The organism is Stenotrophomonas sp. PAMC25021 (assembly GCF_004795795.1).
Taxonomy (GTDB): Bacteria; Pseudomonadota; Gammaproteobacteria; order Xanthomonadales; family Xanthomonadaceae; genus Stenotrophomonas; species Stenotrophomonas muris.
On sequence record NZ_CP039255.1, the window covers coordinates 2,018,160 to 2,042,488 of the forward strand.

Sequence of the window (24,329 nt, forward strand, 5' to 3'; positions counted from 1 at the left end):
GGGATTGTCGTCATGACTGTTGCAGCGCCCCGTATCCGCATGCTGATCGATGGCCAGTTCGTTGAATCGGCCACTTCCCACTGGCAGGACGTGATCAATCCGGCCACCCAGGACGTGCTGGCCCAGGTGCCGTTCGCCACCACCGGCGAAGTGGACGCCGCCGTCGCCGCCGCCAAGGAAGCCTTCAAGACCTGGCGCAAGACCCCGATCGGCACCCGCGCGCGCATCTTCCTGAAGTACCAGCAGCTGATCCGCGAAAACATGAGTGAGCTGGCCCACATCCTCACCGCCGAACAGGGCAAGACCCTGCCGGACGCCGAAGGTGATGTGTTCCGCGGCCTGGAAGTGGTCGAGCACGCCGCCGCCATCGGCAACCTGCAGCTGGGCGAGCTGGCCAACAACGTGGCCAATGGCGTGGACACCTACACGATCATGCAGCCGCTGGGCGTGTGCGCTGGCATCACCCCGTTCAACTTCCCGGCGATGATTCCGCTGTGGATGTTCCCGATGGCGATTGCAACGGGCAACACCTTCATCCTCAAGCCGTCCGAGCAGGACCCGATGGTCACCATGCGCCTGGTCGAGCTGGCGCTGGAAGCCGGCATTCCCAAGGGCGTGCTGAACGTCGTCCACGGCGGCGAAGAAGTGGTCAACGCGATCTGCGACCACCCGGACATCAAGGCCGTGTCGTTCGTCGGGTCCACCCGCGTCGGCACCCACGTCTACAACCGCGCCTCGCTGGCCGGCAAGCGCGTGCAATGCATGATGGGCGCCAAGAACCACGCCGTGGTGCTGCCGGACGCCAACAAGGAACAGACCCTCAACGCAATGGTCGGTGCCGCCTTCGGTGCCGCTGGCCAGCGCTGCATGGCGGCTTCCACGCTGGTGCTGGTCGGTGAAGCGCGCAACTGGGTGCAGGACCTGGTGGCCAAGGCCCAGACCCTGAAGGTCAGCGCCGGCACCGTGTCCGGTACCGACGTCGGCCCGGTCATCTCCTGCAGCGCCCGCGAGCGCGTGGAAGGCCTGATCGCCTCGGGCGTGGAGCAGGGCGCCAAGCTGGTGCTCGATGGCCGCAAGCCGCAGGTCGATGGCTTCGAGAAGGGCAACTTCGTTGGCCCGACCATCTTTGCCGGTGTCACCACCGACATGCGCATCTACCAGGAAGAAATCTTCGGGCCGGTGCTGGTCATCCTCGAAGCGGAAACGCTGGAAGAGGCCATCGCGATGGTCAACAGCAACCCGAACGGCAACGGCACCGCACTGTTCACCCAGTCCGGCGCTGCCGCGCGCAAGTTCCAGGAAGACATCGACGTCGGCCAGGTCGGCATCAACGTGCCGATCCCGGTGCCGGTGCCGCTGTTCTCGTTCACCGGTTCGCGCGCCTCCAAGCTGGGTGACCTGGGCCCGTATGGCAAGCAGGTGGTGCTGTTCTACACCCAGACCAAGACGGTCACCGCGCGCTGGTTCGATGACGAGACGCTGAGCCACGGCGTCAACACCACGATCAGCCTGAAGTAACGGCAGGAGCAGCCATGAGCCACTCGATGACGACGGAACTGGAAGAAGCGCAGCAGGCGTACCGCGAGGCGGCGCGCGACTTCGCACAGGCCGAACTGGCGCCGCACGCCGCGCGATGGGATGCGGAGGGCATCTTTCCGCGCGAGGCGATCGCCAAGGCCGGTGAACTGGGCTTCTGCGGTCTGTACATGGACCCGGAAGTGGGCGGCAGCGGCCTGAGCCGACTGGACGCCGCCGTCGTCATCGAGGAGCTCGCCAACGTCGATCCGTCGACCGCGGCGTACATCAGCATCCACAACATGGCCTCGTGGATGGTGTCCAGGTGGGGCCAGCCGGCCCTGCGCGATGCGTGGGGCACCGACCTGTCATCGGGCAGCAAGCTGGCCTCGTACTGCCTGACCGAACCGGGCGCCGGTTCCGATGCGGCGTCGCTGAAGACCACCGCCGTGCGCGATGGCGACTTCTACGTGCTGAACGGCTCGAAGGCCTTCATTTCCGGCGCCGGTGCCACCGAGCTGCTGGTGGTGATGGCGCGTACCGGCGGTGCCGGTGCCGGCGGTGTCAGCGCCATTGCGGTGCCGGCGGACCTGCCGGGCATCAGCTTCGGCCGCAAGGAAGAGAAGATGGGCTGGAACAGCCAGCCCACCCGTGGCATCACCTTCGAGAACGTCCGCGTGCCGGTCAGCCACCTTCTGGGAGAGGAAGGCGGCGGCTTCAAGCTGGCGATGAAGGGGCTGGACGGCGGCCGCATCAACATCGCCGCCTGCTCGCTGGGTGCCGCACAGGGTGCACTGGATGCTGCGCGCCGCTACATGGGCGAGCGCCGCCAGTTCGGCAAGGCGCTGGCCGAGTTCCAGGCGCTGCAGTTCAAGCTGGCCGACATGGTCACCCAGCTGGTGGCTGCACGGCAGATGGTGCACACCGCGGCACGCAAGCTCGATGCCGGTGCCAGCGATGCCAACGTGTGGTGCGCGATGGCCAAGCGCTTCGCCACCGATGCCGGTTTCAACGTCTGCAATGAAGCGCTGCAGATCCACGGGGGCTACGGCTACATCCGCGAATACCCGATCGAGCGCCTGCTGCGTGACTGCCGCGTGCACCAGATCCTGGAAGGCACCAACGAGATCATGCGGGTGATCGTTGCCCGTCACCTGCTCAACACCGAAGAGGAACTGCGATGAAGGATTGGCGTACCCAGGAGCACGTGGGCCTGAAGGTGGAGGTGGATGGCCACACCGCCGTGGTCACCCTGAACAACCCGCCGGCGCATACCTGGACCGTGCACAGCCTGTCGGCGCTGCGCGACCTGGTCGGCGCGCTCAACGCAGACCGCGACATTTACGCGCTGGTGATCACCGGTGACGGCGAGAAATTCTTCTCCGCCGGTGCCGACCTCAACCAGTTCGCCTCCGGCGACAAGGCCGCTGCACGTGAGGCCGCGCGCCGCTTCGGTGAAGCCTTCGAAGCGCTGTCCGGTTTCCGTGGCGTGTCGATCGCCGCGATCAACGGCTACGCCATGGGCGGTGGCCTGGAGTGCGCGCTGGCCTGCGACCTGCGCATCGTTGAAGACCATGCCCAGGTCGCGCTGCCGGAGGCCACCGTCGGCCTGCTGCCGTGTGCCGGCGGTACCCAGAACCTGCCGCGCCTGGTCGGCGAGGGCTGGGCCAAGCGCATGATCCTGCTGGGTGAGCGCATCAACGCCGAGACCGCGCTGCGCATTGGCCTGGCCGAAGAAAAGGTCGGCAAGGGCGAAGCCAAGGCGCTGGCGCTGGAATGGGCGAAGAAGGCCGGCAAGCAGAGCCCGACCAGCATCGCCGCCTGCAAGACCCTGGTGCAGTCCACCCGCACCGGCACCCACGCCTCGGCGCTGGTGGCCGAGCGCGAAGCCTTCGTCGACCTGTTCGACACCGCCGACCAGGTCGAGGGCGTGACTGCCTTCCTGGAAAAGCGCGCCGCGCAGTGGAAGAACGCATGAGCACGGATACCGCTGCCGACGACGCACCGGTGCTGTTCGAAGAGCGCGTGGCTGGCAACGGCACGCGCATCGGCATCGCCACGCTCAATGCGCCGCGTACGCTCAACGGTTTCTCGCTGCCGATGGCGCACCTGCTGCTGAAGCAGCTCAACGCCTGGGCCGACGACGATGGCATCGCCATGGTGGTGCTGCAGGGCGCCGGCGAAAAGGCGTTCTGTGCTGGTGGCGACCTGCACAGCCTGTACAAGGCCATGGTCGCCTTCCGTGAGGCCGGCCACAGCGACATCCGCCAGAACGCCTATGCCGCCGAGTTCTTCGACGTCGAATACCGCGTCGATTACCTCATCCACACCTACACCAAGCCGATCCTGTGCTGGGGCCACGGCATCGTGATGGGCGGCGGCATCGGCCTGATGTCCGGCGCCAGCCACCGTGTGGTCAGCGAACGCTCCAAGCTGGCCTTCCCGGAAATCACCGTCGGCCTGTTCCCTGATGTCGGTGGCAGTTGGCTGCTGCCGCGCGTGCCGGGCAACGGCGGCCTGTTCCTGGCCCTGACCGGCGCACTGCTCAACCCGGGCGATGCCATCTACGCCGGCCTGGCCGACGTGCACGTGGCCGAAGAGCGCCGCAGCGCGGTGTTCGATGCGCTGCTGCAGGTGGCCTGGTCCAATGACACCGCACACAACCACGAACGCCTGACCCATCTGCTGCAGTCGCATGCCAGCGATGCCGCCACCGGTCCACTGCTGGCCCACGCGGCGCAGGTCGATGCGTTGTGCGGAGGCGATGACCTTGAAGCCATCGTGGCGCGCATTGCCGGCCTGCAGACCGACGACGCCTGGTTGCAGGCGGCTCAGAAGACCCTTGCTGCCGGTGCACCGGGTTCGGCACGGTTGGCGTACGAACTGCAGCGCCGCAGTGCCGGCCAGGACCTGGCCGCGATCTATCGCCTGGAGTACATCGTCGCCCTGCATTGCGCCGCCCATGGTGATTTCGCCGAAGGCATCCGCGCGCTGCTGATCGACAAGGACCGCAACCCGCAGTGGAACCCGGCCACCCTGGCCGAGGCCACCGGCGCGTGGGCAGACACCTTCTTCGCTTCCCCCTGGGCCGACGCCGCGCATCCGCTGGCCGACCTGGGCACTCCCCTTGTTGAAAGGAGCCTTGCATGAGCCGCATTGCATTCATCGGGTTGGGCAACATGGGTGGCCCGATGGCCGCCAATCTGGTCAAGAACGGCCACAGCGTGCGCGTGTTCGATCTGGTTCCGGCCGCGGTGCAGGCCGCTGTCGACGCCGGCGCCAGCGCTGCATCGTCGGCGCGCGACACCCTGGCCGATGCCGAAGTGGTGATCTCGATGCTGCCGGCCAGCCGTCATGTCGAAGGCGTGTACCTGGGCGACGACGGCATTCTTGCCGCGATCCCGGCCGGTGCACTGGTCATCGACTGCAGCACGATCGCCCCGGCCAGCGCCCGCAAGGTCTCGGAAGCGGCCGCCGCGCGTGGCCTGCAGATGATCGACGCACCGGTGTCCGGCGGTACCGCCGGCGCCCAGGCCGGCACCCTGACCTTCATCGTCGGCGGCGAGGAAGACGCGCTGGAACGCGCACGCCCGGTGCTGCAGGCGATGGGCAAGAACATCTTCCACGTCGGCGCCAGCGGCGCTGGCCAGGTCGCCAAGCTGTGCAACAACATGGCGCTGGGCGTGATCATGGCGGTGACCGGTGAAGCCATCGCACTGGGCGTGGCGCACGGGCTGGACCCCAAGGTGCTGTCGCAGATGATGGCGGTCAGCACCGGCCGCAGCTGGGCCACCGAAGTGTGCAACCCGTGGCCGGGCGTGCTGGAGAATGCGCCGGCCTCGCGTGGCTACAGCGGCGGTTTCGGCAGTGATCTGATGCTGAAGGACATGGGCCTGGCGGTGGAAGCGGCGATGAGTGTCGGCGCTTCGATTCCGCTGGGCGAAGTGGCCCGCAATCTCTACTCGATGAACCACCAGGCCGGCCGCGGCAAGCTGGATTTCTCCAGCGTCGTGCAGCTCATCACGAGCGAGAAGTGACCTGGTAGTGCCGGCCGCTGGCCGGCAACCTCATGCCCCCGTGCGGGACAACGGAGGTGGGATGGGCGGATGTTCGGTTTCCACCGGCATCCGCCCATTTTTTTGGGGGTCGGATCCCTTTCGCAACGCGAAAGGGCTCTGACCCCATATAGCCGTGCGGGCCTGGGATGGGGTCAGAGCCCTTTGCCGGTGGCAAAGGGATCCGACCCCGGCGCCGCATCAGGCAACGATCAGCGTTACATCAATGTTGCCGCGGGTGGCGTTGGAGTACGGGCACACGATGTGCGCCTTCTGCACCAGTTCTTCCACCTGCTCGCGCGGCACGCCCGGCACGTTGATGGTCAGCTCTGCCTCGATGCCGAAGCCGGTCGGGATCTGGCCGATGCCGACCTTGCCGGTGACGGTGGTGTCGGCCGGCAGCGCGACCTTGGCCTGGCCGGCCACGAACTTCAGCGCGCCCAGGAAGCAGGCCGAGTAGCCAGCGGCGAACAGCTGTTCCGGGTTGGTGCCCGGGCCGCCGGCACCACCCAGCTCGCGCGGGGTCGACAGCTGGATGTCCAGCACGTTGTCGGACGAGACGGAACGGCCTTCACGGCCGCCGGTGGAGGTGGCCTGGGCGGTATACAGAACCTTTTCGATGGACATCGGGATGCTCCTGGTCAGTGGGTGGGTACTGCTATGGAGCCTACTTTGCCCGGTTTCTGCGTACGTTGGGTTGCAGTCCGTACGAAAAACTTGATTGATCGTCCTGTTGGCCTAGATCGTCCACTCGCGGTCGGTGGTGAACATGATGGTCAGCCAGCGGTCCGGCGAGGCCTCGCCCAGCGCATCGCCGATCTCGTCGCGCAGCTGGTCCCATTCCAGCAGGGGCCGCGGCGGGTCGTCCTCGCGTACCACGAAGAACAACTCGATCTGCTCGCCACGCCCCACCTGGGCGACGTAGCTGCGATGCTCGACGAAGCCATGCTTGGCCACGATCGCGCGTGCCACCGCGTCCACGTGCGCCTGCAGTTCCGGCGGGGTGACCAGCAGGATGCCGGCCAGCGCCCGGCGCACCGTCCCGAGCGGGGCGATCATCACCAGCACGCAGACGAAGGCAAGGATGGCCGGGTCGATGTACGGCCCGACCCAGGCCAGCGAGGTGCCGCGCACCAGTACGCCGCCAAGGAAGGCCAGCAGGTAGCAGGCCGACATGCTGGCGGCGATCACCCAGTTCTTCGCGTCCAGCGCGATGAACTCCGAACCGATGCGGCGGTTGGCGCGCAGCACGAACCAGGCCAGCGCACCTTCGCCGATGATCGACAACCCGGCGAAGGCGATGGCTGGGCCGAGTGCGATGTGGCGGCCGCCGGACATCAGCGCATCCACCGCATTGACCAGCGCATACAGTGCCGCGCCGATCATCAGCGTGCCGCTCACCCCCAGCACGATGGGCTCCAGGTGCCAGAAGCCCATGGTGAAGCGCTGGTTGAGCCGCGACTGCAGCGCGTCGGTGCTGGTGGACAGTGCGATCAGACGCGCGACCAGCAGTGACAGCCACGTCATCACCACATCGATCAGGCCGTAGATGCCATCGAAGATGATCAGCGAGGAATTGGCCAGAAGACCAAATACCACCGCAGCGGCAGCCAGCAGCAATGAGCCTGCGATGGACAGGCGCAGCACGCCTTGTTCGGTACGCGCATCGAAGAAGCGTTCGGGGGTGGCAGGCATGCGGGAATCCAGCGGGAAATGGGCTGCGGAAGCAGCGCGTTGCCATTCTATCCAGCCTGCGGCACGTCGCCATGACCACGCCCGCACAGCGCCAGGAAAAGTCACCAGACTGGTAACCGTTTGCGGATTGACGGGTGCACACCCGAAGCGTATCGTTTGTACCACGATGACATAGAAGCCTCCGGTGACCCCGGGGGCTTCTTTCGTTTGCGCCGTCGCGCGCTGCGAGGTCACCGCCACCGGCCCTGACGTCCCCGTCGCAGCCGTTCTGTTTTCCGCCCCGATCCTGCCTTTCCCGCGCCGTCCTGGTGATCGTGTGGGGCGCCGCCGTGCGCGCAGGATCGGGGCACTCCACATCCATCAACGAAGGAGGATTCGATGCCCCTGCTGACCCTTGAGCAGTGCCGCGCGCACTGCCGTATCGACGGCGATTTTGACGACGCCATCCTGGGTGACCTGCTGGCCGCAGCCAGCGACGCAGCCGCGGCCTACCTGGGCCGCGAGCTGTACGCCGACCAGGCCGCGCTGGACCAGGCGCTGGACCAGCTGCCGCAGGACATGGCGGCGGCGGTGACCGGGCATGAAGCCGCGGTTGCCGCCGCCAATGCCGAGACCAACGCGGCCAAGGCCAAGGCCATGCGTGATGTGGCCGATCGCCGCTTGGCCGTGGCGACCGCGCGCAGTACGCGCCTGCTGCAGGGCATGCCGGTCAACGACAGCATCCGTGCAGCGGTGCGCCTGTTGCTGGGCCACCTGTACGCCCATCGCGAAGCCGTGGTCGTCTCTGCGCAGACGTTCGATGCACCGGCAGGCGCCACGGCCATCGCACTGGAGCTGCCGTTCGGCGTGGCCGCGCTGCTTGATCCGTACCGATCGGCAGCAACGCCATGAACGCCGGCCACTTCAATCGCCGCATCCGCATCGAGCGCCAGGACGGCCAGCTCGATGCGTGGGGGCAGCCGCTGGACGCCTGGCAGCCGGCGGCAGAACTGTGGGCCGCCATCATCGCCGACCGCGCAGACAGCGTGCAGCGGCTGACGCTGGCAAGCCGCCTGCCGGCAACGATCCGGCGCCAGCGCTTCCATGTCCGATTGGCAGCCGCACGACAGGCAGGCATCCAGGCCGGCATGCGCATCGTGCATGACGGTCGTGTTTTCAACATCACCGGCGTTGCGCCCGACTTCAGCCGGCGCCAGACCACGGTGCTGTTCACCGAACAGTCTTCAGGCATCGCCTGAGCGACGCCAACCAGGACACCGCGATGAGTTACGAAGCACAGCTGCACGCGCTGCTGGCCCCGCTGCTACAGGGCCGGCTGTATCCCGACCTTCCGCCGGAACCGGTCATCTATCCGTGTGCCGTCTACCAGCAGATGGGTGGACAGTCCGTGTGGTTCAACGAAGGTTCCATTCCCGAACAGAAGCACGCTCGCGTGCAGCTGACCGTCTGGGCAGACAGCCGCGCCCAGGCCAACGCCCTGATCCGCAACATCGAGGATCAGGTATGCGCAGGATTGCCGACCGCCGAATCGTTCGGCGCTGCAATCGCCGTGCATGAGCCGATGCTGCACAAGTACGGCGCGCGGCTCGATTTCGGCCTGTGGTACGTCGACCCGTAAACCGCATCACCCGTGCAACACCCCAGCCCGGCATTCGCCGGGCATTTTTTTATCCAACGAGGAAATACACCATGGCACTCAAGCTTCCCAAGGGCACCCAGTTCGGCTTCGCACCGGTCGTCTCCACCGCGATCGCCACCAGCGCGATCTCCAAGGCTGCGCCGGCGCTGGCCAGCGTTGCCGCCAACAGCGTCGACACCGGCGATGTGGTGGTCATTGAACTGCCGGGCTGGCCGGCCCTGAACAACCGCGCCACCCGCGCCGGTGCTGAAGCCACCGGCAGCGTTGAACTACTGGGCATCGACACCACCGATACCGTGCTGTTCCCCGGTACCAGCGGTGCCGGTGTACTGCGCAAGGCGGGCGCCTTCGTCGACCTGGACCAGCAGGGTGACCCGACCACCGCCGGTGGCGAGCAGCAGTACTGGAGCGGCACGCTGCTCGAAGACCCGACCGGTCGCCAGGTTCAGATGCCGACCTTCAAGAACGCCAAGACCATCACCCTGCCGCTGTTCTACGATCCGAAGAAGCCGTGGTATTCGGCACTGAAGAACGCTGACGCCAAGGGCGAGCCGGTGATCCTGCGGGCCAAGCTGGTCGGCGGCGACGTGCTGTACTGGTACGGCTACCTGAGCTACAACGGCGACCCGACCATGGCCGCCAACACCCCGATGGGCACCACCGCGACCTTCACCGCGCTGGCAGACTCCATCCTGGTCGAGGGCGCCTGATGTTCCAGGTCAAGGCGCCGGAGAGCTTCAAGAGCACCCTGACCATCGTCGGTCACGGCCGCGAGCAGAAGCTCAACCTGACCTACCGGCACCTGTCGGTAGCCGACTACGCCAGCCTGCTGGAGCGTCTGGGCGATGACACGTTGAGCGTGGCCCAGGCCATCCTGGACATCGTGGTGGACTGGGATGCCGATGTGGCGCTGGACACCGCCGGCGTCGAGCTGGCGCTGCAGCAGCAGGCCGGCCTGGATGGCGCCATCATCGGTGGCTACACCCAGGCCCTGCAGGTCGCACGCAAGGGAAACTGATCGAGGCGGTGGGGGCCCTGTACTGGCGGGCCCCCACCGAGTCCGAGCTGATGAAGCTTGGATTGAAGGCAAAGCACTTTCCACCACCGCAGGTCGAGCTGTGGCCGGAGTGCGTGCTTCCCATCGAACTTTTTTCGCGGGTTGCCACCCAGTGGCGCGTCGGCGCAGGTGGCCCGATCGGGCTGGATTACAACGTGGTCTACCGGGAGCTGGAGCGCGAAGCGCTCGACGGCGACCAGCATGACGAGGTGATGGCGGCCATCCGCATCATCGAACGCGCTGCCTTGGAGCAGATGCAACAGGAATGAGCCGGCCATCGCGGCAATGCCGATGGCCGATCCCGGCTCCGCCGAAGCGGAGCCGACTCTCCCGAGGAACACTCAATGAGCACTACATCGCCTGGCAGCACACGGACCACCGTGGAGGCCAGCAACGCATTGGAAACGGCCATGCAGGCAGCAAGGCGCGGCATGACCGAGATGACCGGCACCACACAGGAGTTCCAGCGGCAGCTGGAGAAGATCAACACGGTGCAGCAGGCCTTCAATGCCGTGCTGACCACCAGCGCATCATTGGTCACCGCACTGTCCACGCAACTGACCGCCCTGAACACGCAGCTGCAGGCGGCGGCGAAGGCAGGAACAACCGCAGCGGGCGCGGACGCCGGCAAGGCTGCAAAGAAGGAAGAGAAGGCCCAACAGGACGACAAGGGCCTGGCAGGCATCCGCAAGGGCCTGGGCGGCGCGCTCGGCGACTATATCGGCAAGACCGAAAACACCGCCACGGCTGCCAAGAAAGCCTTCGAAAAAGCATTCACTGGCGCCGACGAAGCGTTGAGGAGCTTCGTGACCACCGGCAAGTCCAAGTACAAGGAACTGGCCCAGTCCATCCTGTCCGACCTCAAGATGATCGCCGCACAGCAGGCACTGGTCTGGGGGGCGAGGAAGATCGCCGGCTTGATGGGGGTCGACCTGACGCCCAAGGATGCAGCGACGGACGCGGCGGCGGTGGCTGCAGGCGTGGCGACTGCCAAGGACGCCAAGGCCGGTGATGCCAAGGCGGGCGAAACCAAGGACGCCAAGGACACCAAGGGCACCACAGGACTTTCGGGGTTCCGCAAGGGCTTCGGCAGCGCGCTCGGCGAGTACATGGAAAAGACCGAGAACTCCGCCAAGTCCACCCAGGATGCCTTTTCCAAGGCGTTCACCGGCGCAGAGGCGGCACTGCAGAGCTTCGTGAAGACGGGCAAGTCCAACTACAAGGATCTGGCCAAGTCGATCATCGCCGATCTAAAGATGATCGCCATCCAACAGGCAATCGTCTGGGGCGTCAAAAAGATCGCGGGCCTGTTCGGATATGGCACGGGGGTGGAGGCCAACGCCAACGGTGGCGTCTACCAGTCGCCGAGCCTGTCGGCCTATTCCGGCGGTGTCTACAACACTCCGCAGCTGTTCGCCTTCGCCAAGGGCGCCGGCGTGTTCGGCGAAGCGGGACCGGAAGCGATCATGCCGCTGCGGCGCGGGCCGGACGGCCGCCTGGGTGTGGCCGCGTACGGTGGCGGCGGTGGCGGCGGAGTGGGAGTCAGCATCCGCATCGACAACAACGGTGGCAAGGAAGTCACCACCAACGAAAGCATGCTGCAGCAGTTCGGCAACGAGATCGGCCAGTTCGTGGAACGCAAGTACCGCGAGCTGCAGAGTCGTGACCTGAAGGCAGGTGGTGTGCTCAGCAGGAGTGCCATGCAATGACCGACACCTTCACCTGGCCGGCAACCAGCCAGAGTACTGGAACCACCACCGCCGCAGTGAAGCGCGCGAAGTTCGGAGATGGCTATGCGCAGGCCGCTGCCGATGGCCTGAACGCCACTTCACGCAGTTACCAGCTGCAGTTCGTCGGCAACCGCAAAACGATCAACGAGATCGTGACCTTCCTGGATGGTCATGCCGGCCGCAGCTTCCTGTGGAAAGGGCCACTGGGGCAGGGGCTGTACATGTGTGATTCCTACACCGACAGCCATCTCGGCGGCCAGGTATCGACCATCACCGCCACCTTCGAGCAGACCTTCCACGCGTAGGCATGAGCATGGATCTTCAACGGATCGACCTGGATACCATCCAGCCCAACGGAAAGCGTGGGGAGACCCAGCGGCCGGCCTTCACCAAGATCAACCAGAACTTCCAGCAGGTTGGTCAGGCAGTCGACGGCCTGCCCGGGCAGCTCGCCGATACCATGATGCGCGCGCCGGCACGGCGCAATCGCCTGATCAATGGCAATTTCGACATCTGGCAGCGCGGCAGCAGCTTCGGCATCTCCGGGAACTACACAGCCGACCGATGGTTCCTGCAGATGGGCAACGTCGAAGACGCCGTGTTCAAGCGCAATCCCGCAGCGGCAGGCGACAACAACTTCCCGTTCAGCACCTTCACGTTGTCGGTCAGTTCGAGTGGCAATACGGATGGCACAAACCACTTCTTTGTCTTCGAGCAGCGCGTGGAAGACGTCCGCAACTTCGCGGGCGTGGAGAGCACCGTTTCGTTCCTGGTGTTCAACGCCGGCGCCGCCGGGCGGAAGATCGCCCTTGAATTCGCCCAGACCTTTGGCGCGGGGGGAAGCACGCCTGTGCTGGGAATCGCGCCGGAGGTGGTCGAGCTGGCCTCCGGCCTGAACCGGATCCGCAGGACGGTGACCCTGCCTTCCATCTCAGGGAAGGCACTGTCCGGTGACGGTGCGGCCGTGGTCTGCATATGGGTAACGGCGGGCACGCAGTTCGCCAGCCGCACCGCAGGACTGGGCGCGCAACAGGGCCAGCTGTACTTCGGAGAGTTCCAGTGGGAGGCGGGCCCGCTCGCGACGCCGTTCGAGTGGAGGCCGAAGGGGGAAGAGCTGCGGCTGTGCCAACGCTACTACCAGGTGGATGCCACTGGCGTGCCGTTCGACGGTGGATCGCGCTTCAACGCTGGCGTGGGCCTGATTCGGGGCGACAACGCGGTGTACCTCACCTACCGATTCAATCAGCGAATGCGGTCGGTACCCGCGGTCGCCTTCTCGAACCCATCGCAATGGCGGCTGCTCACGGGAGACGGTGCAACCAGCCTGACAGCGCTCAGTGCGGCGGAAGTTACGTCGACCCGCATGACCATCATCGGTGCGCTGAACACTGCCGCAGCGGGTCAGGCCGGCATCCTGCAGAGCGGAGATTCGGCAGCGGAGGGCACTGGATTGACCATGGATGCCGAAATCTGAGGTCCGCGGGAGGGCTGGAGAGCGTTCCTTCGCAACCGAAACCATCAAGGAAACAGCACAAATGCCACGAAAGATCATCGACCTCGATTCCGTTCAACCGAACGGAAAGCGGGGTGAAACACAGCGCCCGGCGTTTACCAAGATCAACGAGAATTTCGCCGAGGTCTACGACGCGTTGACCGAGGTCGCGAAGATCCCGGAAACCGTGGCGAATGCCATCACCGACCGCGTTCCAGGCAGGAATCTGCTCATCAATGGTGCCCTGCAGTTCTGGCAGCGCCGTACATCTGGTCGTGTTGGCAGTGGGTCGGGGACGCTGGGCGCGGAAGTGTTCTTCGCCGACCGTTTCACGAACTCGGCGCTGGTCTGCAACCACGACGTGCAGCGCGTGGCGTACGACGGGCAGGCCGGATTTCCGGAAGATACACGGTCGATTCTGGTCTGCACCGTATCCGAGGCCATCGCCAGAAGTGGCGCCTGGATGGGGCAGAAGATCGAGGGTGTCGGCAGTGCAAGTGGAGACATCACGATCTCGGTATGGGCGAACTCTGATGCGCCCGGTCGCAGTGTGGGCGTGCGTGTCATCCAGGATTTCGGAACCGGCGGCTCACCCTCGCCGCAGGTGGTGCTGGAAGCCGGTGTACTCACACTGGGCACCACCGCCAAACGTCACAGCGTCACGGTGACGTTGCCAAGTACGCGGGGAAAGGTGCTCGGCAGCAACGGCAACGACCATCTCTACGTAGTGTTCGACCTGTGCGGTGCTGGTCAGAAGGGCGAGCTGGTGGCACAGAACGGCTCGTTCGGCTTCACCCAGTTCCAGGTCGAATCGGGCCGCGCAGCGACACGATTCGACTGGCGGCCGCCAGGTGTGGAACTGGCGTTGTGCCAGCGCTACTACGAGAAGAGCTACAACCTCGACATCGTACCCAACACGGCGCACAACGAAGGGCGCGAGGCATTCTCGATCAACTCACCGGGAATGGCGCATTACCAGAGCGTGCGATTCCAGACGGCAAAGCGCGCTCATCCCTACGTGATGATCATCTCGGCCGACAACATCCAGCAGGATGGACACATCGCGGAAGACAACATCTCCCGCGTGCCCTGCCTGGTCAACTACGCCTCGCCTTCCGGGTACGAAGTCAGCTGGACCAACAATCCAGGCCGCTGGGGCGGCTGGTGGCATTGGTGGGCCGACGCCGAGCTTTGATGGGGCGCCCGCAGGGAACAGGAAGACAGCAATGACGAGAAAAATCATCGACCTCGATACCGTTCAGGCGAACGGTAAGCGGGGTGAAACACAGCGCCCGGCGTTTACCAAGATCAACGACAACTTCGCCGAAGTGTATGGCGCGCTGGATTCGCTGGAAAGCGCTTTGCATAGCGCGGCTCCAGGCAGGAACCGCCTGATCAACGGCAACTTCGATTTCTGGCAGCGGGCCAGCACTGGCACCACCCAAGGCGGCGAGATCTATGTGGCCGATCGTTGGACCGTGGCAGCGCTGAGCTGCACGCATACCGCAAATCGCGGGGCCAATCTTCCTGCCGGCGGAGCCGCGCCGGAATCGCGCCGTTTCCTCAACAGCGTTGTCTCCAAGGTCAGTGCAGGCAGCAGCGCCTATGTCGCACAGAAGGTCGAAGGGGTCGCCACGCTGTCCGACGGCGAAGTGGTGGTTTCCGGCTTCGCCTATGGCCCGCCAGGAAAACGCATCGGTGTTCGTCTCATCCAGCACTTTGGCACCGGTGGTTCGCCGTCCGCCGCGGTCAGCGTAGAGCTGGGAACCGTAGCGGTCACCGCCGCGTCCTGGACCTATTTCCAGCTCAGTGCGCGATTGCCATCGGTGAAGGGGAAGACGCTGGGCAGCAATGCCGACAGCGATTTCCTGTGGCTGGTGGTGGATCTGTGCGCCGATGCCTATGGCGGTGTCATCTCCGGTCAGAGCGGAGAGTTCGGCCTTGCGATGATGCAGCTGGAGCGCGGCGACAGGGCAACGGCATTCGACCTGCGCCCGCTGGCCCACGAGCTGCAGCTGTGCCAGCGCTACTACGAGAAGAGCTACAACCTGGATGTGCCGCCTGGCACGGCCGATGGCATCGGACGCGACAACCAGTTCTACGACCGCAGCGTCGGCGTCGGCAGCACCTCGCATATCCGGTGTCGCGTCCCCAAGCGGGCCATCCCAGCCTACACGGTCTACAGCGATGTGAACGGGCAGGCAGGGCGCATATCCGGCGCAAGCGGCGGCATCGGCACGGTGACGTCCATCGTATATGCCGGCCAGTCCGGCGCACAGGTCAATTACCAATCCGCCGCAGGCAACTGGGGCTCCTCCTTCCATTGGACCGCCGACGCGGAGCTATGACATGTATCAACTGACCGAAGAGATCGACACCATCAAGTGCCTGCAGACCGGCGCGTTCATTCCACGTGGCCACCGTCTGTGGAATGACTATGAAGCCTGGTGTACGGCAGGCAATGAGCCGGAGCCGGTACCGCCGCTGTTCGTACCCGGCTCGGCGCAGTTCCATCGCTTCATCCGCGGAAAGGCGTGGGAGTGGATGGCCCAGTGCGCCCGCGATCGCGGCTATGACAGCATCGAGAGTTGCTGCAGCTACGCGGGCAGTGCGGTGCCGCGCTATGCGCAGGACGCCATCGCCATGATTGCCTGGCGCGACGGGGTCAACCTCGCACTGGAGACTATCGAGTCCACCGCCGAGGAGACCGCGCCGGACTGGCGGCAGGTCCAGGCGCAACTGCCGCAGCCGGATGCATTCGGCTGGCCTGCCGAGCAGGCGCCGGAAATCATCGGCGGCTGAGGAGGACGACGCATGGCACGACGCACAATCGACCTTGATACCGTGCAGCCGAACGGAAAGCGGGGTGAGACGCAACGGCCGGCCTTCACCAAGGTCAATGAGAACTTCGCCGATCTCTACACGGATCTGGATGAACTCGAAACCACGGTGCAGGATCTCCGGCGCAGGCAGAACGGCCGGAACCGGCTGATCAACGGTGACTTCAGGTTCTGGCAACGGGGCAGCAGCCGCACTGTGGTGTCGCCTCTGGCGGTGTATGTTCCCGATCGCTTCCAGGTGGTATGCACTGGGGCGGGGCAGGTCGCGGTGTCACGCCGCAGCTTCGATGCCCCGGCATTCGGGGTCACGGGATTCATGAACTGCGATCTCACCGGATCGACGGCCGCGACCGAGGCGTTCGTCACCCAGCCGGTGGAAGGCGTGCAGACGCTCGCGGGAAGTACCGTGACGCTGAGCATGCAGGCATGGGCCGCGACGCCGGGCTGCCGCATCGGCGTTCGCTTCATCCAGACGTTTGGTACCAATGGGTCTCCGGATGTGACGGTCCGGGCAGGCGTCCAGGAGATCGGCACCGCGGCCGCGCTCAGGTACTTCACCGTCGAGTTGCCATCCATTGCTGGCAAGACCGTGGGAGCCAACAGCAAGCTGCACGTCATCGTCGACTTTGCGACGCCCGGTGGTTATGGCGGACAGCTTGTCGGCCAGTCTGGGTCCTTCTCGCTGACCTGCATGCAGTTGGAGAAGGGGGCGACACCTACCGACTACGACATGCGTGATGACGCAACCGAGTTGATGCTGTGCCAGCGGTACTACGAGAAGAGCTTCCCGCTGGAACAGGCACCGCAGCTTGGCATGCCGTCACCGCAGGGCGTCGCCGCCGCGTTCCAGGCAGGCCTGGCGCGCAGTGAGCAGATCTCCTTCAAGGTCGCCAAACGCACTGTGCCTGCGCTCACGCTCTACTCCAACAGTGAAGTGGCGCCGGCCCTCGGCTACTGGTCGTTGTTCAACGGCAACGGGTGGTCACGCGGAATGGCTGTCCCGCTGTTCCTTCGTCCCGATGGATTCACGCTTCAGCTTGATTTCGGTTCTGGCCTGACGCCGTTCTATGCCTATCTGGTGGGCGGCAACTGGGCGGCTGACGCCGAGATCTGACCCCCTGGCCGTCAACACCGGCGCACGCAGCGAGGACTGCACATGACACGAAGAATCATCGAACTGGACACCGTCCAGCCCAACGGCAAGCGGGGTGAGACCCAGCGGCCGGCATTCACCAAGATCAACGACAACTTCGCCGAGATCTACGCTGGTCTGGACGACGCGCAATCGGCGCTCATGCATCTGGAAGGCCGCATGGCCGGAAGGAACCCGCTCATCAACGGCGACTTCCGGTTCTGGCAGCGCGGTGCAGCGTTCCCTGCATCCACGGGCTCTCGCCACATCGCTGACCGCTGGGCGGTCAATGCCATCGGCACCAGGGTGGCTGCCTCACGCGAGGATGTGCCTCCAGGCGGCGGCCAGGGAGGGCGCCTGCTGGCTGGGTCGCGCCACCTGCTTCGGCTGGAGGTGCAGAGCGTTGCCGGTGCCGGCAACATGGCGCTGGTCCAACAGCGCATCGAGGATGTCCGGACACTGGCCGGGCGCACCGTCACGATCAGTTTCAAGGCGCGCGCCTCGGTGGACGACTTCCGCATCGGCGTGGAGTTGCAGCAGTCCTACGGAACGGGTGGGTCTACCGCGCGCGACAGCATCGGCGCCTCGGTCGTGCTCGATACGCTGTGGCGATGGCACCAGGTCACCGTGGAAGTTCCCGGTCTTGCCGGCAAGACGCTGGGCCCGGACAGCTACCTGCAACTGAGCTTCTGGCTGGACGCAGGTGCCGATTTCGGCGGCCGCGCGTTCGCCGCCGGGCAGAAGAGCGGCAGCGTGCAAGTGGCCGAAGTGCAGATCGAAGAAGGCGATACCGCCACCGACTTCGACCGCCGGTCCGAAGCACTGGAGCTGCTGTTGTGCCAGCGCTACTACGAGACGGTGGATGTAAACCGGATCATCGGCATCACCTACACCGCCAACGGCGACACGCGAGCGTGCATCCCGTTCAAGGTGCGCAAACGCTCAGCACCCAGAATCTCCTCGCCGTCCACCGCGCTGAACCTGGTGGGCTTCGGCAATGCCGGCAACCTGGTCAACTTCGACGGCGGAGCGCCCAGCTGGCAGTCCACGGTTGACGCGGCAGTCATCGCCTCGATGCCGAACAACATGCAGCTCTGGGGCGCGGTGGTGGTGTGGTCGACCACCTCGCAGGTGCTGGTCCAGGCCGATGCGGAGCTCTGAGCCATGACAACCCCCGCTCCGCAGGCGCCAAAGCACGCCTGCTTCACCACCACTGCTTCGCTGCGCCCAGGCCACCACGTCATCGTACCGTGCGGCCAGGAACGGTACCCCGTGCCACCCCCTCTTCCCAATGCCGCACAGGAGAACACCCCATGATCACCGCCGATGCCCAGCAGCTTGAGCCGGGTGGCCGCATCACCGTCTATGAACTTGACGCCAGCAGTTTCGGCGCCGACAAGCTCTTCTTCCACGCGCACCTGCAGAGTGGCCTCATCTGGTGGCAGGGCCAGGAATATGGCCCCTGGCCGATCGAGGCCAGCGGCTTCGAGCGCACCAGCGACCAGCCGCCGAACCCGCGCCTGCGCGTGAGCAACATCGATGGCCGCATCACCGCCATGTGCCTGTTGTTCGATGACCTGGTCGGTGCACGCATCATCCGCCGGCAGACGCTGGCCAAGTACCTGGATGCCGCCAACTTCGAGGAAGGCAATCCCAGCGCGGATCCTGGCGAGCACTTCCCTGATGAAGTCTGGTTCATCGAGCGCAAGATAGGTGAGGACAAGCAGATGGTCGAATTCGAGTTGACCACCGCGATCGATCTCAATGGGCAGCAGCTGCCGGGCAGGCAGATCATCGCCGGCATGTGTGGCTGGCTGGTGCGTGGCGGCTATCGCGGCGCGTACTGCGGCTACAACGGTCCAGCGGTGGCCGACAGCGACGACGTCGCCACCGATGATCCGGCGCGTGACCAGTGCGGCGGTCGGGTACGCAGCTGCAAGCTGCGCTTCGGCCAGGACAAGCCGCTGCCCTATGGCGGCTTCCCCGCCGCGGGCCTGTTGCGCTCCTGATCGATCCCCTCCCGATTCCACTTTCCAGGCCCGCCCGCGCGGGCCTTTTTCATGGGTGAAACATGCAACCGACAACCCTGCAGGCCATCCAGGCGCACGCCGTGGCCGAGTACCCGCGCGAATGCTGCGGGCTGATCGTGGCCATTGAAGGCCACGAACGCTATCTTCCCTGCCGCAACGTGGCCGCCACGCCCAGCGAGCATTTCCGCCTGCCCGCTGAGGACTATGCCGTGGCCGAGGACAAGGGCGAGGTGCTGGCCCTTGTGCACAGCCATCCCGATGCCGCCGCAACGCCGTCCGACGCCGATCGGGTCATGTGCGAGCGCAGCGGGCTGACCTGGCACATCGTCAGCGTCGGCCAGGTAACAGGCGAGGCACCGCTGTGCGGTGATCTGCAGACCCTGCATCCCATGGGCTACATGGCACCGTTGGTCGGTCGCCAGTTCGCCCACGGTGTGCTGGACTGCTACAGCCTGGTCCGCGATTTCCACGCACGCGAACTGGGCATCCCGCTGTCCGAGTACGAACGCCAGGACGACTGGTGGAGCCACGGCCAGGACCTGTACAGCCTTGAACGGCTGCACGCCGAGGGCTTCGACCTGATCGAGGGCGAGCCGCAGCGGGGCGACATGATCCTGATGCAGATCCGTTCGCCGGTCACCAACCACGCGGGCATCTACCTCGGCGACGGGCAGATGCTGCATCACCTGCATGGCCGCCTGTCCGAGACCGTACCGTACGGCGGCATGTGGGCCGAGCGCACCCGTTGCATCGTCCGCCATCGCGAGGTGCGCCATGACTGACCGTCTTCGTACGATCCGCCTGTACGGCAAGCTGGGTGCGCGCTTTGGGCGCAGGTTCCGGCTGGCGGTGAACAGCCCGGCCGAGGCGGTGCATGCGCTGTGCACGATGTTGCCGGGATTCCAGCAGTACCTGATGGGCGCAAAGGCCAAGGGCATGGAGTTTGCCGTGTTCAACGGGCGGCAGAACCTGTCGCGGGATCAGCTGCACGACCCGCCGGGACAGGATGACATCCGTATTGCGCCGGTGATGGTGGGTAGCAAGCGTGGGGGCGTGTTGCAGACGATTGCGGGCGTTGTCATGGTTGTCGTGGGCATCATCATGCTTTACACGCCGGCTGCGGCTTATGGCCCCAACGTCATCGTTGCCGGTGCCAGCATGATTGCCGGTGGCGTTGTGCAGATGCTCTCCCCCCAGCCAAAAGGCCTGGGTGCCAAAGACACACCCGAAAACGCGCCCAGCTACAGCATGAACGGCACCGTCAACACGCAGGCGCAAGGCAACCCCGTGCCGGTCGCCTATGGCGGCCATGACACCAAGGGCATGTTCATCGGCTCGGCCGTGATCAGCGGCGGCATCCTGGCGGAGGACCAGTTTTGAATCAGACCACTCATCCCACGCCGCGCACGCGCGGCGCAGCCACGCCAGTGCTGGCGGGTGCCAAGAAGGGCGCGAGTAACGCCCGAACCCCGGTCGAAACCGCCGACAGCCTGCACTCGATGGCGGTGGCCCGCATCATCGACCTCGCCAGCGAGGGCGAGATCCGTGGCCTGGTTGCCGGCAAGCAGTCGATCTACCTGGACCAGGTGCCGATCGAGAATCCGGACGGCACGCTGAACTTCTCCGGCGTGGACGTGCAGACGCGCTCCGGCACCCAGGACCAGGAGCACATCAGCGGCTTCCCCTCCATCGAGAACGAAGTCGGGGTCAACGTCGAGCTGCGCAGCGATGCGCCGGTGGTGCGCACCGTATCGGGTGCCGATCTGTCAGCCGTCCGTATCCGCTTTGCGGTGCCGGCGTTGCAGAAGACCAACACCGAGAACGGCGACACTGAAGGCTACCGGATCATGTACGCGGTGGATCTGTCCACCGACGGCGGCCCGTTCAGCACGGTGCTGACCGATGCCTTCAGCGGCAAGACCACCAGCCAGTACGAGCGCAGCCGCCGCATCGATCTGCCTGCCGGCAGCCAGTGGCAGGTGCGCATCCGCCGGCTGACCGCCAACGCCAACAGCAGCACCATCGCCGATACCATCAACGTGCTGTCGATGACCGAGATCATCGATGCCAAGCTGCGCTATCCGAACTGTGCGCTGGCGGCGGTGCAGGTTGATGCCAGCCAGTTCCAGAACATTCCCACCCGGTCCTACCAGCTGTGGGGCCGCATCGTACGCATCCCCTCCAACTACGATCCGCTCAGCCGTCTCTACAGCGGTGTGTGGGACGGTACCTTCAAGAGTGGCTGGACCAACAATCCGGCCTGGGTGTTCTTCGACATCGTCACCAACGATCGCTTCGGCCTGGGCCATCGTGTTCCGCTGGACTGGGTGGACAAGTGGCGGCTGTACCAGATCGCGCGCTACTGCGATGAACTGGTCAGCGATGGCCAGGGCGGCAAGGAGCCGCGCTTCACCTGCAGCCTGTATCTGCAGACCCGCGCCGAGGCCTACCGCGTGCTGCAGGACATCGCCACCATGTTCCGCGGCATCAGCTTCTATGCGGCGGGGCAGGTGATGGCCTCGGCCGACATGCCCAAGGACCCGGTGCTGACCTACAGCCAGGCCAACGTCATCGAAGGGCGCTTCCACTATGCCGGCAGCAGCCGAACGGCGCGGCACACGGTGGCCCTGGTGTCGTGGATCGATCCGGACGACTTCGGCCGGCAGAAGGTCGAAGTGGTGCAGCACCTGCCTGGCGTGGCCCGCTACGGCATCAACCAGACCGAAGTGACGGCGGTGGGCTGCCACTCGCGTTCGCAGGCGCAGCGCGTGGGCAACCACATCCTGCATACCGAGATGCTGGAAACCGAGACGATCAGCTTCTCGGTGGGCCTGGATGCGCTGGGCTGCATGCCCGGTGATGTGATCCAGGTGGCCGACCCGAACCGCGCCGGCCGCCGCAATGCGGGCCGCATCCGTAGTGCGGGCACGCGCAGCCTGGTGCTGGACCGGATGCCGGAACAGATCGCGGCCGGTGACACCCTGCGTGCCACCCTGCCCAGCGGGCAGACCGAAGCACGCACGGTGCAGTCGGTGGACGGCGAGACGGTGACCGTCAGCGCGCCGTGGTCGGCGGTGCCGGTGGCGCAGTCGGTCTGGGCATTGGAATCGCCGGAGCTGGCCCTGCAGCACTATCGCGTGCTGTCGATCAGCGAAGGCGAGGACCTGACCTATCAGATCACCGCGCTCAAGCACGTGCCGGGCAAGTACGCCGCCATCGACGACGGCACGCGCCTGGATCAGCCGCCGATCAGCATCATCCCGCCCAGCGTGCAGCCGGCACCGGCCAACGTGCGGATGGCCTCGCATGTGGTGGTCGACCAGGGCATCGCTACCTCCGTGCTCACGATCGAGTGGGATGCTGCGGACAAGGCGATCGGTTATGACGTGGAATGGCGCCGTGGCGATCTCAACTGGGTCCGCGCTGGTCGCGTCGGGACGCAAAGCCTGGAAGTGCGGGGCGTCTACGCAGGCGAGTATCTGGCCCGCGTACGCGCGGTCAATGCGCTGGGCGCGGTGTCGCAGCCGACGCTCAGCGCGCTCACCACCATTGAAGGCAAGACGACGCCGCCCCCCTCGCTGGCATCGTTGACCAGCACTGCCCGCCCCTTCGGCATCGCACTGTCCTGGGGCTTCCCCGCAGGTGCAACCGATACCGAACGGACCGAACTCTGGTACAGCACTGGCCCCAATCGCGAGAGCGCGATCAAGCTGGGCGACTTCGCCTACCCGCAGGCCCAGCACCAGATGAACGGCCTGGCCGCTGGCGCGCGCTTCTGGTTCTGGGGACGGCTGGTGGATCGAAGTGGCAACATCGGCCCGTGGTATCCGGCGCAAGCCGGGGTGATGGGTGAGTCCAGCAGCAACCCGGATGACTACGACGCCTACTTCGCCGGCCGCATCAACGAAAGCGCGCTGGGTCAACAGCTGAAGGGCAAGATCGAGCGCGTCACCGAAGTGCTGCCGCTGGTCTGGGATGCCTCGGCAATCTACACCCCGGGCCAGACCGTCATCCACGACGGCCGGATCTGGAGCTGGCAGGGCGCCGCTGCAGGCAACGAGACGCCGCCGGGCAGCCACTGGAAGAGCATCGGCGACGCGATCGCCGAGGCGGGCGCCATCGTCGGCCGTGTCGACCAGCTGGAAATGGACGTGACCGACGTCGATGGCAAGGTGGCTGCGCAGGGGCAGAAGGTCGATGGCCTGTTCGCCCAGGTCAGCGACCACAGTGCCGGCGAGGAGGACTACAACGTCGGCGAGAACGATGTCAGCGCCGGCGCCATCACCGTCTACAGCGTGATGGCCGAGAAGGACGCGGCACTGGCCAAGCGCGTGGACACGGTCGAAGCGTCCATCGAAGGTGTTCCAGGCAAAATCGAGGGCGTCAGCGCCGCGGTCCAGCAGGTCTCGCAGGCCGTGGTCAACCTGGATGGCAAGGTCAGCGCGACCTATACGGTCAAGGCGCAGATCACCAGCGCCGGGCAGATCTACATGGCCGGCATGGGTCTGGGCGTGGAGCAGCAGCCAGATGGCAGCTACCAGAGCCAGATCCTGATGCAGGCCGATCGCTTCGCGCTGATCAACGAGAGAAATGGACAGATCACCACGCCCTTCGTGGTCGAGAACGGCCAGACCTTCATCAGTCAGGCATTGATCGGGAACGGCAGGATCCAGAACGCGATGATCGGTGATTTCATCCAGTCCAACGCGGTGGGTGCGAGAGGGCAGCCACGCTGGCGGTTGGACAAGAGCGGCGCGATGACGATGACCGGCCCCGACAATGGTGGCTATCTGACCATCGTCAACAACGTGATCCAGGTATTTGATGCAGCAGGAACGCTGCGCGTGCAGATGGGGGTGTGGTAATGCCAGTCGGAATCCAGGTTTTCAATGCGGATGGCAGTCTGGGCTATGACCCGCAAGGCAGGTTGTTCCGCGTGCTTGCAAGCATCCAGTACAGCACGGTCGACGGCAGCGCAGCCTTCTCCCGGCAACCGGAAGATACCGATCTGACGGCGGTTGCTCGCGGCAGGTATGCCCCGGACTTCTCCATCGACGTGGCCTCCGGCATCGTCAGCTGGCGTCACGTCAATGTTCCCGCCAAGGACCGCTATCCCGGCATCGTCGAAATATGGGCCCGCTGAT

26 protein-coding genes are annotated in these 24,329 nt (G+C 65.4%); 24 read left to right on the forward strand and 2 right to left on the reverse strand.

Features of this window, described 5'->3' with window-relative positions:
* Positions 1 to 12: 12 nt before the first annotated feature.
* From E5790_RS09500 to mmsB, 5 genes are read left to right on the forward strand one after another with little or no spacing between them, the layout of a single operon-like run.
* Positions 13 to 1,518, forward strand: a complete 1,506-nt coding sequence (locus tag E5790_RS09500) for a CoA-acylating methylmalonate-semialdehyde dehydrogenase (RefSeq protein ID WP_014645591.1) — start codon at positions 13 to 15, stop codon at positions 1,516 to 1,518.
* A 14-nt stretch (positions 1,519 to 1,532) separates the two neighbouring features.
* The gene (locus E5790_RS09505; RefSeq protein ID WP_014645592.1) at positions 1,533 to 2,699 is read left to right on the forward strand and encodes an acyl-CoA dehydrogenase family protein; all 1,167 of its coding nucleotides are present in this window, start codon (positions 1,533 to 1,535) and stop codon (positions 2,697 to 2,699) included.
* Entirely contained in the window at positions 2,696 to 3,493 is a 798-nt protein-coding gene (locus E5790_RS09510; RefSeq protein WP_111206539.1) for an enoyl-CoA hydratase, read from the forward strand. The genes E5790_RS09505 and E5790_RS09510 overlap by 4 nt, the downstream gene beginning before the upstream one ends.
* Complete coding sequence (locus E5790_RS09515; RefSeq protein WP_111206537.1) at positions 3,490 to 4,665, forward strand: enoyl-CoA hydratase/isomerase family protein; 1,176 nt, start codon at positions 3,490 to 3,492, stop codon at positions 4,663 to 4,665. Before E5790_RS09510 ends, E5790_RS09515 begins: the two co-directional genes overlap by 4 nt.
* The gene (gene mmsB, locus E5790_RS09520; protein WP_005407687.1) at positions 4,662 to 5,552 is read left to right on the forward strand and encodes a 3-hydroxyisobutyrate dehydrogenase; all 891 of its coding nucleotides are present in this window, start codon (positions 4,662 to 4,664) and stop codon (positions 5,550 to 5,552) included. Before E5790_RS09515 ends, mmsB begins: the two co-directional genes overlap by 4 nt.
* Positions 5,553 to 5,771: 219 nt before the next feature.
* On the opposite strand, the gene E5790_RS09525 is transcribed toward mmsB, so the two are convergent.
* Together E5790_RS09525 and E5790_RS09530 are read right to left on the reverse strand one after the other, a co-directional pair.
* A complete protein-coding gene (locus tag E5790_RS09525) occupies positions 5,772 to 6,197 on the reverse strand; it encodes an organic hydroperoxide resistance protein (RefSeq protein WP_004153735.1) in 426 nt (141 codons plus the stop codon).
* A gap of 111 nt (positions 6,198 to 6,308) precedes the next feature.
* Complete coding sequence (locus E5790_RS09530; protein ID WP_032956286.1) at positions 6,309 to 7,265, reverse strand: cation transporter; 957 nt, start codon at positions 7,263 to 7,265, stop codon at positions 6,309 to 6,311.
* A 378-nt stretch (positions 7,266 to 7,643) separates the two neighbouring features.
* Between E5790_RS09530 and E5790_RS09535 the strand changes: the two genes are divergently transcribed.
* The 19 genes from E5790_RS09535 to E5790_RS09625 all read left to right on the forward strand — a co-directional run bounded on the left by E5790_RS09535 (position 7,644) and on the right by E5790_RS09625 (position 24,328).
* On the forward strand, positions 7,644 to 8,156 hold the full coding sequence (locus E5790_RS09535) for a head-tail connector protein (protein WP_111206535.1): 513 nt from the start codon (positions 7,644 to 7,646) through the stop codon (positions 8,154 to 8,156).
* The gene (locus E5790_RS09540; RefSeq protein WP_111206533.1) at positions 8,153 to 8,503 is read left to right on the forward strand and encodes a head-tail adaptor protein; all 351 of its coding nucleotides are present in this window, start codon (positions 8,153 to 8,155) and stop codon (positions 8,501 to 8,503) included. Before E5790_RS09535 ends, E5790_RS09540 begins: the two co-directional genes overlap by 4 nt.
* Positions 8,504 to 8,526: 23 nt before the next feature.
* On the forward strand, positions 8,527 to 8,883 hold the full coding sequence (locus E5790_RS09545; RefSeq protein WP_053494639.1) for a DUF3168 domain-containing protein: 357 nt from the start codon (positions 8,527 to 8,529) through the stop codon (positions 8,881 to 8,883).
* 71 nt (positions 8,884 to 8,954) lie between these two features.
* Complete coding sequence (locus E5790_RS09550; RefSeq protein ID WP_014645598.1) at positions 8,955 to 9,614, forward strand: phage tail protein; 660 nt, start codon at positions 8,955 to 8,957, stop codon at positions 9,612 to 9,614.
* The gene (locus E5790_RS09555; protein ID WP_014645599.1) at positions 9,614 to 9,922 is read left to right on the forward strand and encodes a phage tail assembly chaperone; all 309 of its coding nucleotides are present in this window, start codon (positions 9,614 to 9,616) and stop codon (positions 9,920 to 9,922) included. The genes E5790_RS09550 and E5790_RS09555 overlap by 1 nt, the downstream gene beginning before the upstream one ends.
* A gap of 8 nt (positions 9,923 to 9,930) precedes the next feature.
* The gene (locus E5790_RS09560) at positions 9,931 to 10,230 is read left to right on the forward strand and encodes a DUF1799 domain-containing protein (protein ID WP_227863846.1); all 300 of its coding nucleotides are present in this window, start codon (positions 9,931 to 9,933) and stop codon (positions 10,228 to 10,230) included.
* Between the two features lie 75 nt (positions 10,231 to 10,305).
* A complete protein-coding gene (locus tag E5790_RS09565) occupies positions 10,306 to 11,670 on the forward strand; it encodes a phage tail tape measure C-terminal domain-containing protein (protein WP_111206531.1) in 1,365 nt (454 codons plus the stop codon).
* Positions 11,667 to 11,996, forward strand: coding sequence for a phage tail protein (locus E5790_RS09570; RefSeq protein ID WP_049441818.1), 330 nt, complete (start codon positions 11,667 to 11,669; stop codon positions 11,994 to 11,996). Before E5790_RS09565 ends, E5790_RS09570 begins: the two co-directional genes overlap by 4 nt.
* A gap of 2 nt (positions 11,997 to 11,998) precedes the next feature.
* On the forward strand, positions 11,999 to 13,165 hold the full coding sequence (locus E5790_RS09575; RefSeq protein ID WP_069118138.1) for a hypothetical protein: 1,167 nt from the start codon (positions 11,999 to 12,001) through the stop codon (positions 13,163 to 13,165).
* A gap of 61 nt (positions 13,166 to 13,226) precedes the next feature.
* Complete coding sequence (locus E5790_RS09580) at positions 13,227 to 14,378, forward strand: hypothetical protein (protein WP_111206529.1); 1,152 nt, start codon at positions 13,227 to 13,229, stop codon at positions 14,376 to 14,378.
* Between the two features lie 31 nt (positions 14,379 to 14,409).
* Positions 14,410 to 15,531 carry a hypothetical protein gene (locus tag E5790_RS09585; RefSeq protein ID WP_111206527.1) on the forward strand — a complete coding sequence of 374 codons (1,122 nt, stop codon included), beginning with the start codon at positions 14,410 to 14,412 and terminating at the stop codon, positions 15,529 to 15,531.
* Between the two features lies 1 nt (position 15,532).
* Complete coding sequence (locus E5790_RS09590; protein ID WP_111206525.1) at positions 15,533 to 15,985, forward strand: hypothetical protein; 453 nt, start codon at positions 15,533 to 15,535, stop codon at positions 15,983 to 15,985.
* 12 nt (positions 15,986 to 15,997) lie between these two features.
* Positions 15,998 to 17,137 carry a hypothetical protein gene (locus E5790_RS09595; protein ID WP_053494634.1) on the forward strand — a complete coding sequence of 380 codons (1,140 nt, stop codon included), beginning with the start codon at positions 15,998 to 16,000 and terminating at the stop codon, positions 17,135 to 17,137.
* 42 nt (positions 17,138 to 17,179) lie between these two features.
* Positions 17,180 to 18,316 carry a hypothetical protein gene (locus E5790_RS09600; RefSeq protein ID WP_136191736.1) on the forward strand — a complete coding sequence of 379 codons (1,137 nt, stop codon included), beginning with the start codon at positions 17,180 to 17,182 and terminating at the stop codon, positions 18,314 to 18,316.
* A gap of 152 nt (positions 18,317 to 18,468) precedes the next feature.
* Positions 18,469 to 19,164 carry a phage minor tail protein L gene (locus tag E5790_RS09605; RefSeq protein ID WP_014645608.1) on the forward strand — a complete coding sequence of 232 codons (696 nt, stop codon included), beginning with the start codon at positions 18,469 to 18,471 and terminating at the stop codon, positions 19,162 to 19,164.
* A gap of 62 nt (positions 19,165 to 19,226) precedes the next feature.
* A complete protein-coding gene (locus tag E5790_RS09610) occupies positions 19,227 to 19,967 on the forward strand; it encodes a C40 family peptidase (protein ID WP_111206521.1) in 741 nt (246 codons plus the stop codon).
* Positions 19,960 to 20,565: a tail assembly protein gene (locus E5790_RS09615; RefSeq protein WP_111206519.1), complete on the forward strand. Its 606-nt coding sequence runs from the start codon at positions 19,960 to 19,962 to the stop codon at positions 20,563 to 20,565. The genes E5790_RS09610 and E5790_RS09615 overlap by 8 nt, the downstream gene beginning before the upstream one ends.
* The gene (locus tag E5790_RS09620; RefSeq protein ID WP_111206517.1) at positions 20,562 to 24,050 is read left to right on the forward strand and encodes a DUF1983 domain-containing protein; all 3,489 of its coding nucleotides are present in this window, start codon (positions 20,562 to 20,564) and stop codon (positions 24,048 to 24,050) included. The genes E5790_RS09615 and E5790_RS09620 overlap by 4 nt, the downstream gene beginning before the upstream one ends.
* A complete protein-coding gene (locus tag E5790_RS09625) occupies positions 24,050 to 24,328 on the forward strand; it encodes a hypothetical protein (protein ID WP_049405458.1) in 279 nt (92 codons plus the stop codon). Before E5790_RS09620 ends, E5790_RS09625 begins: the two co-directional genes overlap by 1 nt.
* Position 24,329: the final 1 nt, after the last annotated feature.

Bases quoted from the DNA above. Each gene is read 5' to 3' on its own strand.
- E5790_RS09505 (WP_014645592.1), top strand. From the start codon at position 1,533: ATGAGCCACTCGATGACGACGGAACTGGAAGAAGCGCAGCAGGCGTAC.
- E5790_RS09625 (WP_049405458.1), top strand. From the start codon at position 24,050: ATGCCAGTCGGAATCCAGGTTTTCAATGCGGATGGCAGTCTGGGCTAT.
- E5790_RS09595 (WP_053494634.1), top strand. From the start codon at position 15,998: ATGGCACGACGCACAATCGACCTTGATACCGTGCAGCCGAACGGAAAG.
- E5790_RS09600 (WP_136191736.1), top strand. From the start codon at position 17,180: ATGACACGAAGAATCATCGAACTGGACACCGTCCAGCCCAACGGCAAG.
- E5790_RS09565 (WP_111206531.1), top strand. From the start codon at position 10,306: ATGAGCACTACATCGCCTGGCAGCACACGGACCACCGTGGAGGCCAGC.
- E5790_RS09525 (WP_004153735.1), bottom strand. From the start codon at position 6,197: ATGTCCATCGAAAAGGTTCTGTATACCGCCCAGGCCACCTCCACCGGC.
- E5790_RS09610 (WP_111206521.1), top strand. From the start codon at position 19,227: ATGCAACCGACAACCCTGCAGGCCATCCAGGCGCACGCCGTGGCCGAG.
- E5790_RS09575 (WP_069118138.1), top strand. From the start codon at position 11,999: ATGAGCATGGATCTTCAACGGATCGACCTGGATACCATCCAGCCCAAC.
- E5790_RS09500 (WP_014645591.1), top strand. From the start codon at position 13: ATGACTGTTGCAGCGCCCCGTATCCGCATGCTGATCGATGGCCAGTTC.
- E5790_RS09590 (WP_111206525.1), top strand. From the start codon at position 15,533: ATGTATCAACTGACCGAAGAGATCGACACCATCAAGTGCCTGCAGACC.
- E5790_RS09570 (WP_049441818.1), top strand. From the start codon at position 11,667: ATGACCGACACCTTCACCTGGCCGGCAACCAGCCAGAGTACTGGAACC.
- E5790_RS09515 (WP_111206537.1), top strand. From the start codon at position 3,490: ATGAGCACGGATACCGCTGCCGACGACGCACCGGTGCTGTTCGAAGAG.
- E5790_RS09615 (WP_111206519.1), top strand. From the start codon at position 19,960: ATGACTGACCGTCTTCGTACGATCCGCCTGTACGGCAAGCTGGGTGCG.
- mmsB (WP_005407687.1), top strand. From the start codon at position 4,662: ATGAGCCGCATTGCATTCATCGGGTTGGGCAACATGGGTGGCCCGATG.
- E5790_RS09585 (WP_111206527.1), top strand. From the start codon at position 14,410: ATGACGAGAAAAATCATCGACCTCGATACCGTTCAGGCGAACGGTAAG.
- E5790_RS09545 (WP_053494639.1), top strand. From the start codon at position 8,527: ATGAGTTACGAAGCACAGCTGCACGCGCTGCTGGCCCCGCTGCTACAG.
- E5790_RS09555 (WP_014645599.1), top strand. From the start codon at position 9,614: ATGTTCCAGGTCAAGGCGCCGGAGAGCTTCAAGAGCACCCTGACCATC.
- E5790_RS09605 (WP_014645608.1), top strand. From the start codon at position 18,469: ATGATCACCGCCGATGCCCAGCAGCTTGAGCCGGGTGGCCGCATCACC.
- E5790_RS09550 (WP_014645598.1), top strand. From the start codon at position 8,955: ATGGCACTCAAGCTTCCCAAGGGCACCCAGTTCGGCTTCGCACCGGTC.
- E5790_RS09540 (WP_111206533.1), top strand. From the start codon at position 8,153: ATGAACGCCGGCCACTTCAATCGCCGCATCCGCATCGAGCGCCAGGAC.
- E5790_RS09530 (WP_032956286.1), bottom strand. From the start codon at position 7,265: ATGCCTGCCACCCCCGAACGCTTCTTCGATGCGCGTACCGAACAAGGC.
- E5790_RS09535 (WP_111206535.1), top strand. From the start codon at position 7,644: ATGCCCCTGCTGACCCTTGAGCAGTGCCGCGCGCACTGCCGTATCGAC.
- E5790_RS09580 (WP_111206529.1), top strand. From the start codon at position 13,227: ATGCCACGAAAGATCATCGACCTCGATTCCGTTCAACCGAACGGAAAG.
- E5790_RS09510 (WP_111206539.1), top strand. From the start codon at position 2,696: ATGAAGGATTGGCGTACCCAGGAGCACGTGGGCCTGAAGGTGGAGGTG.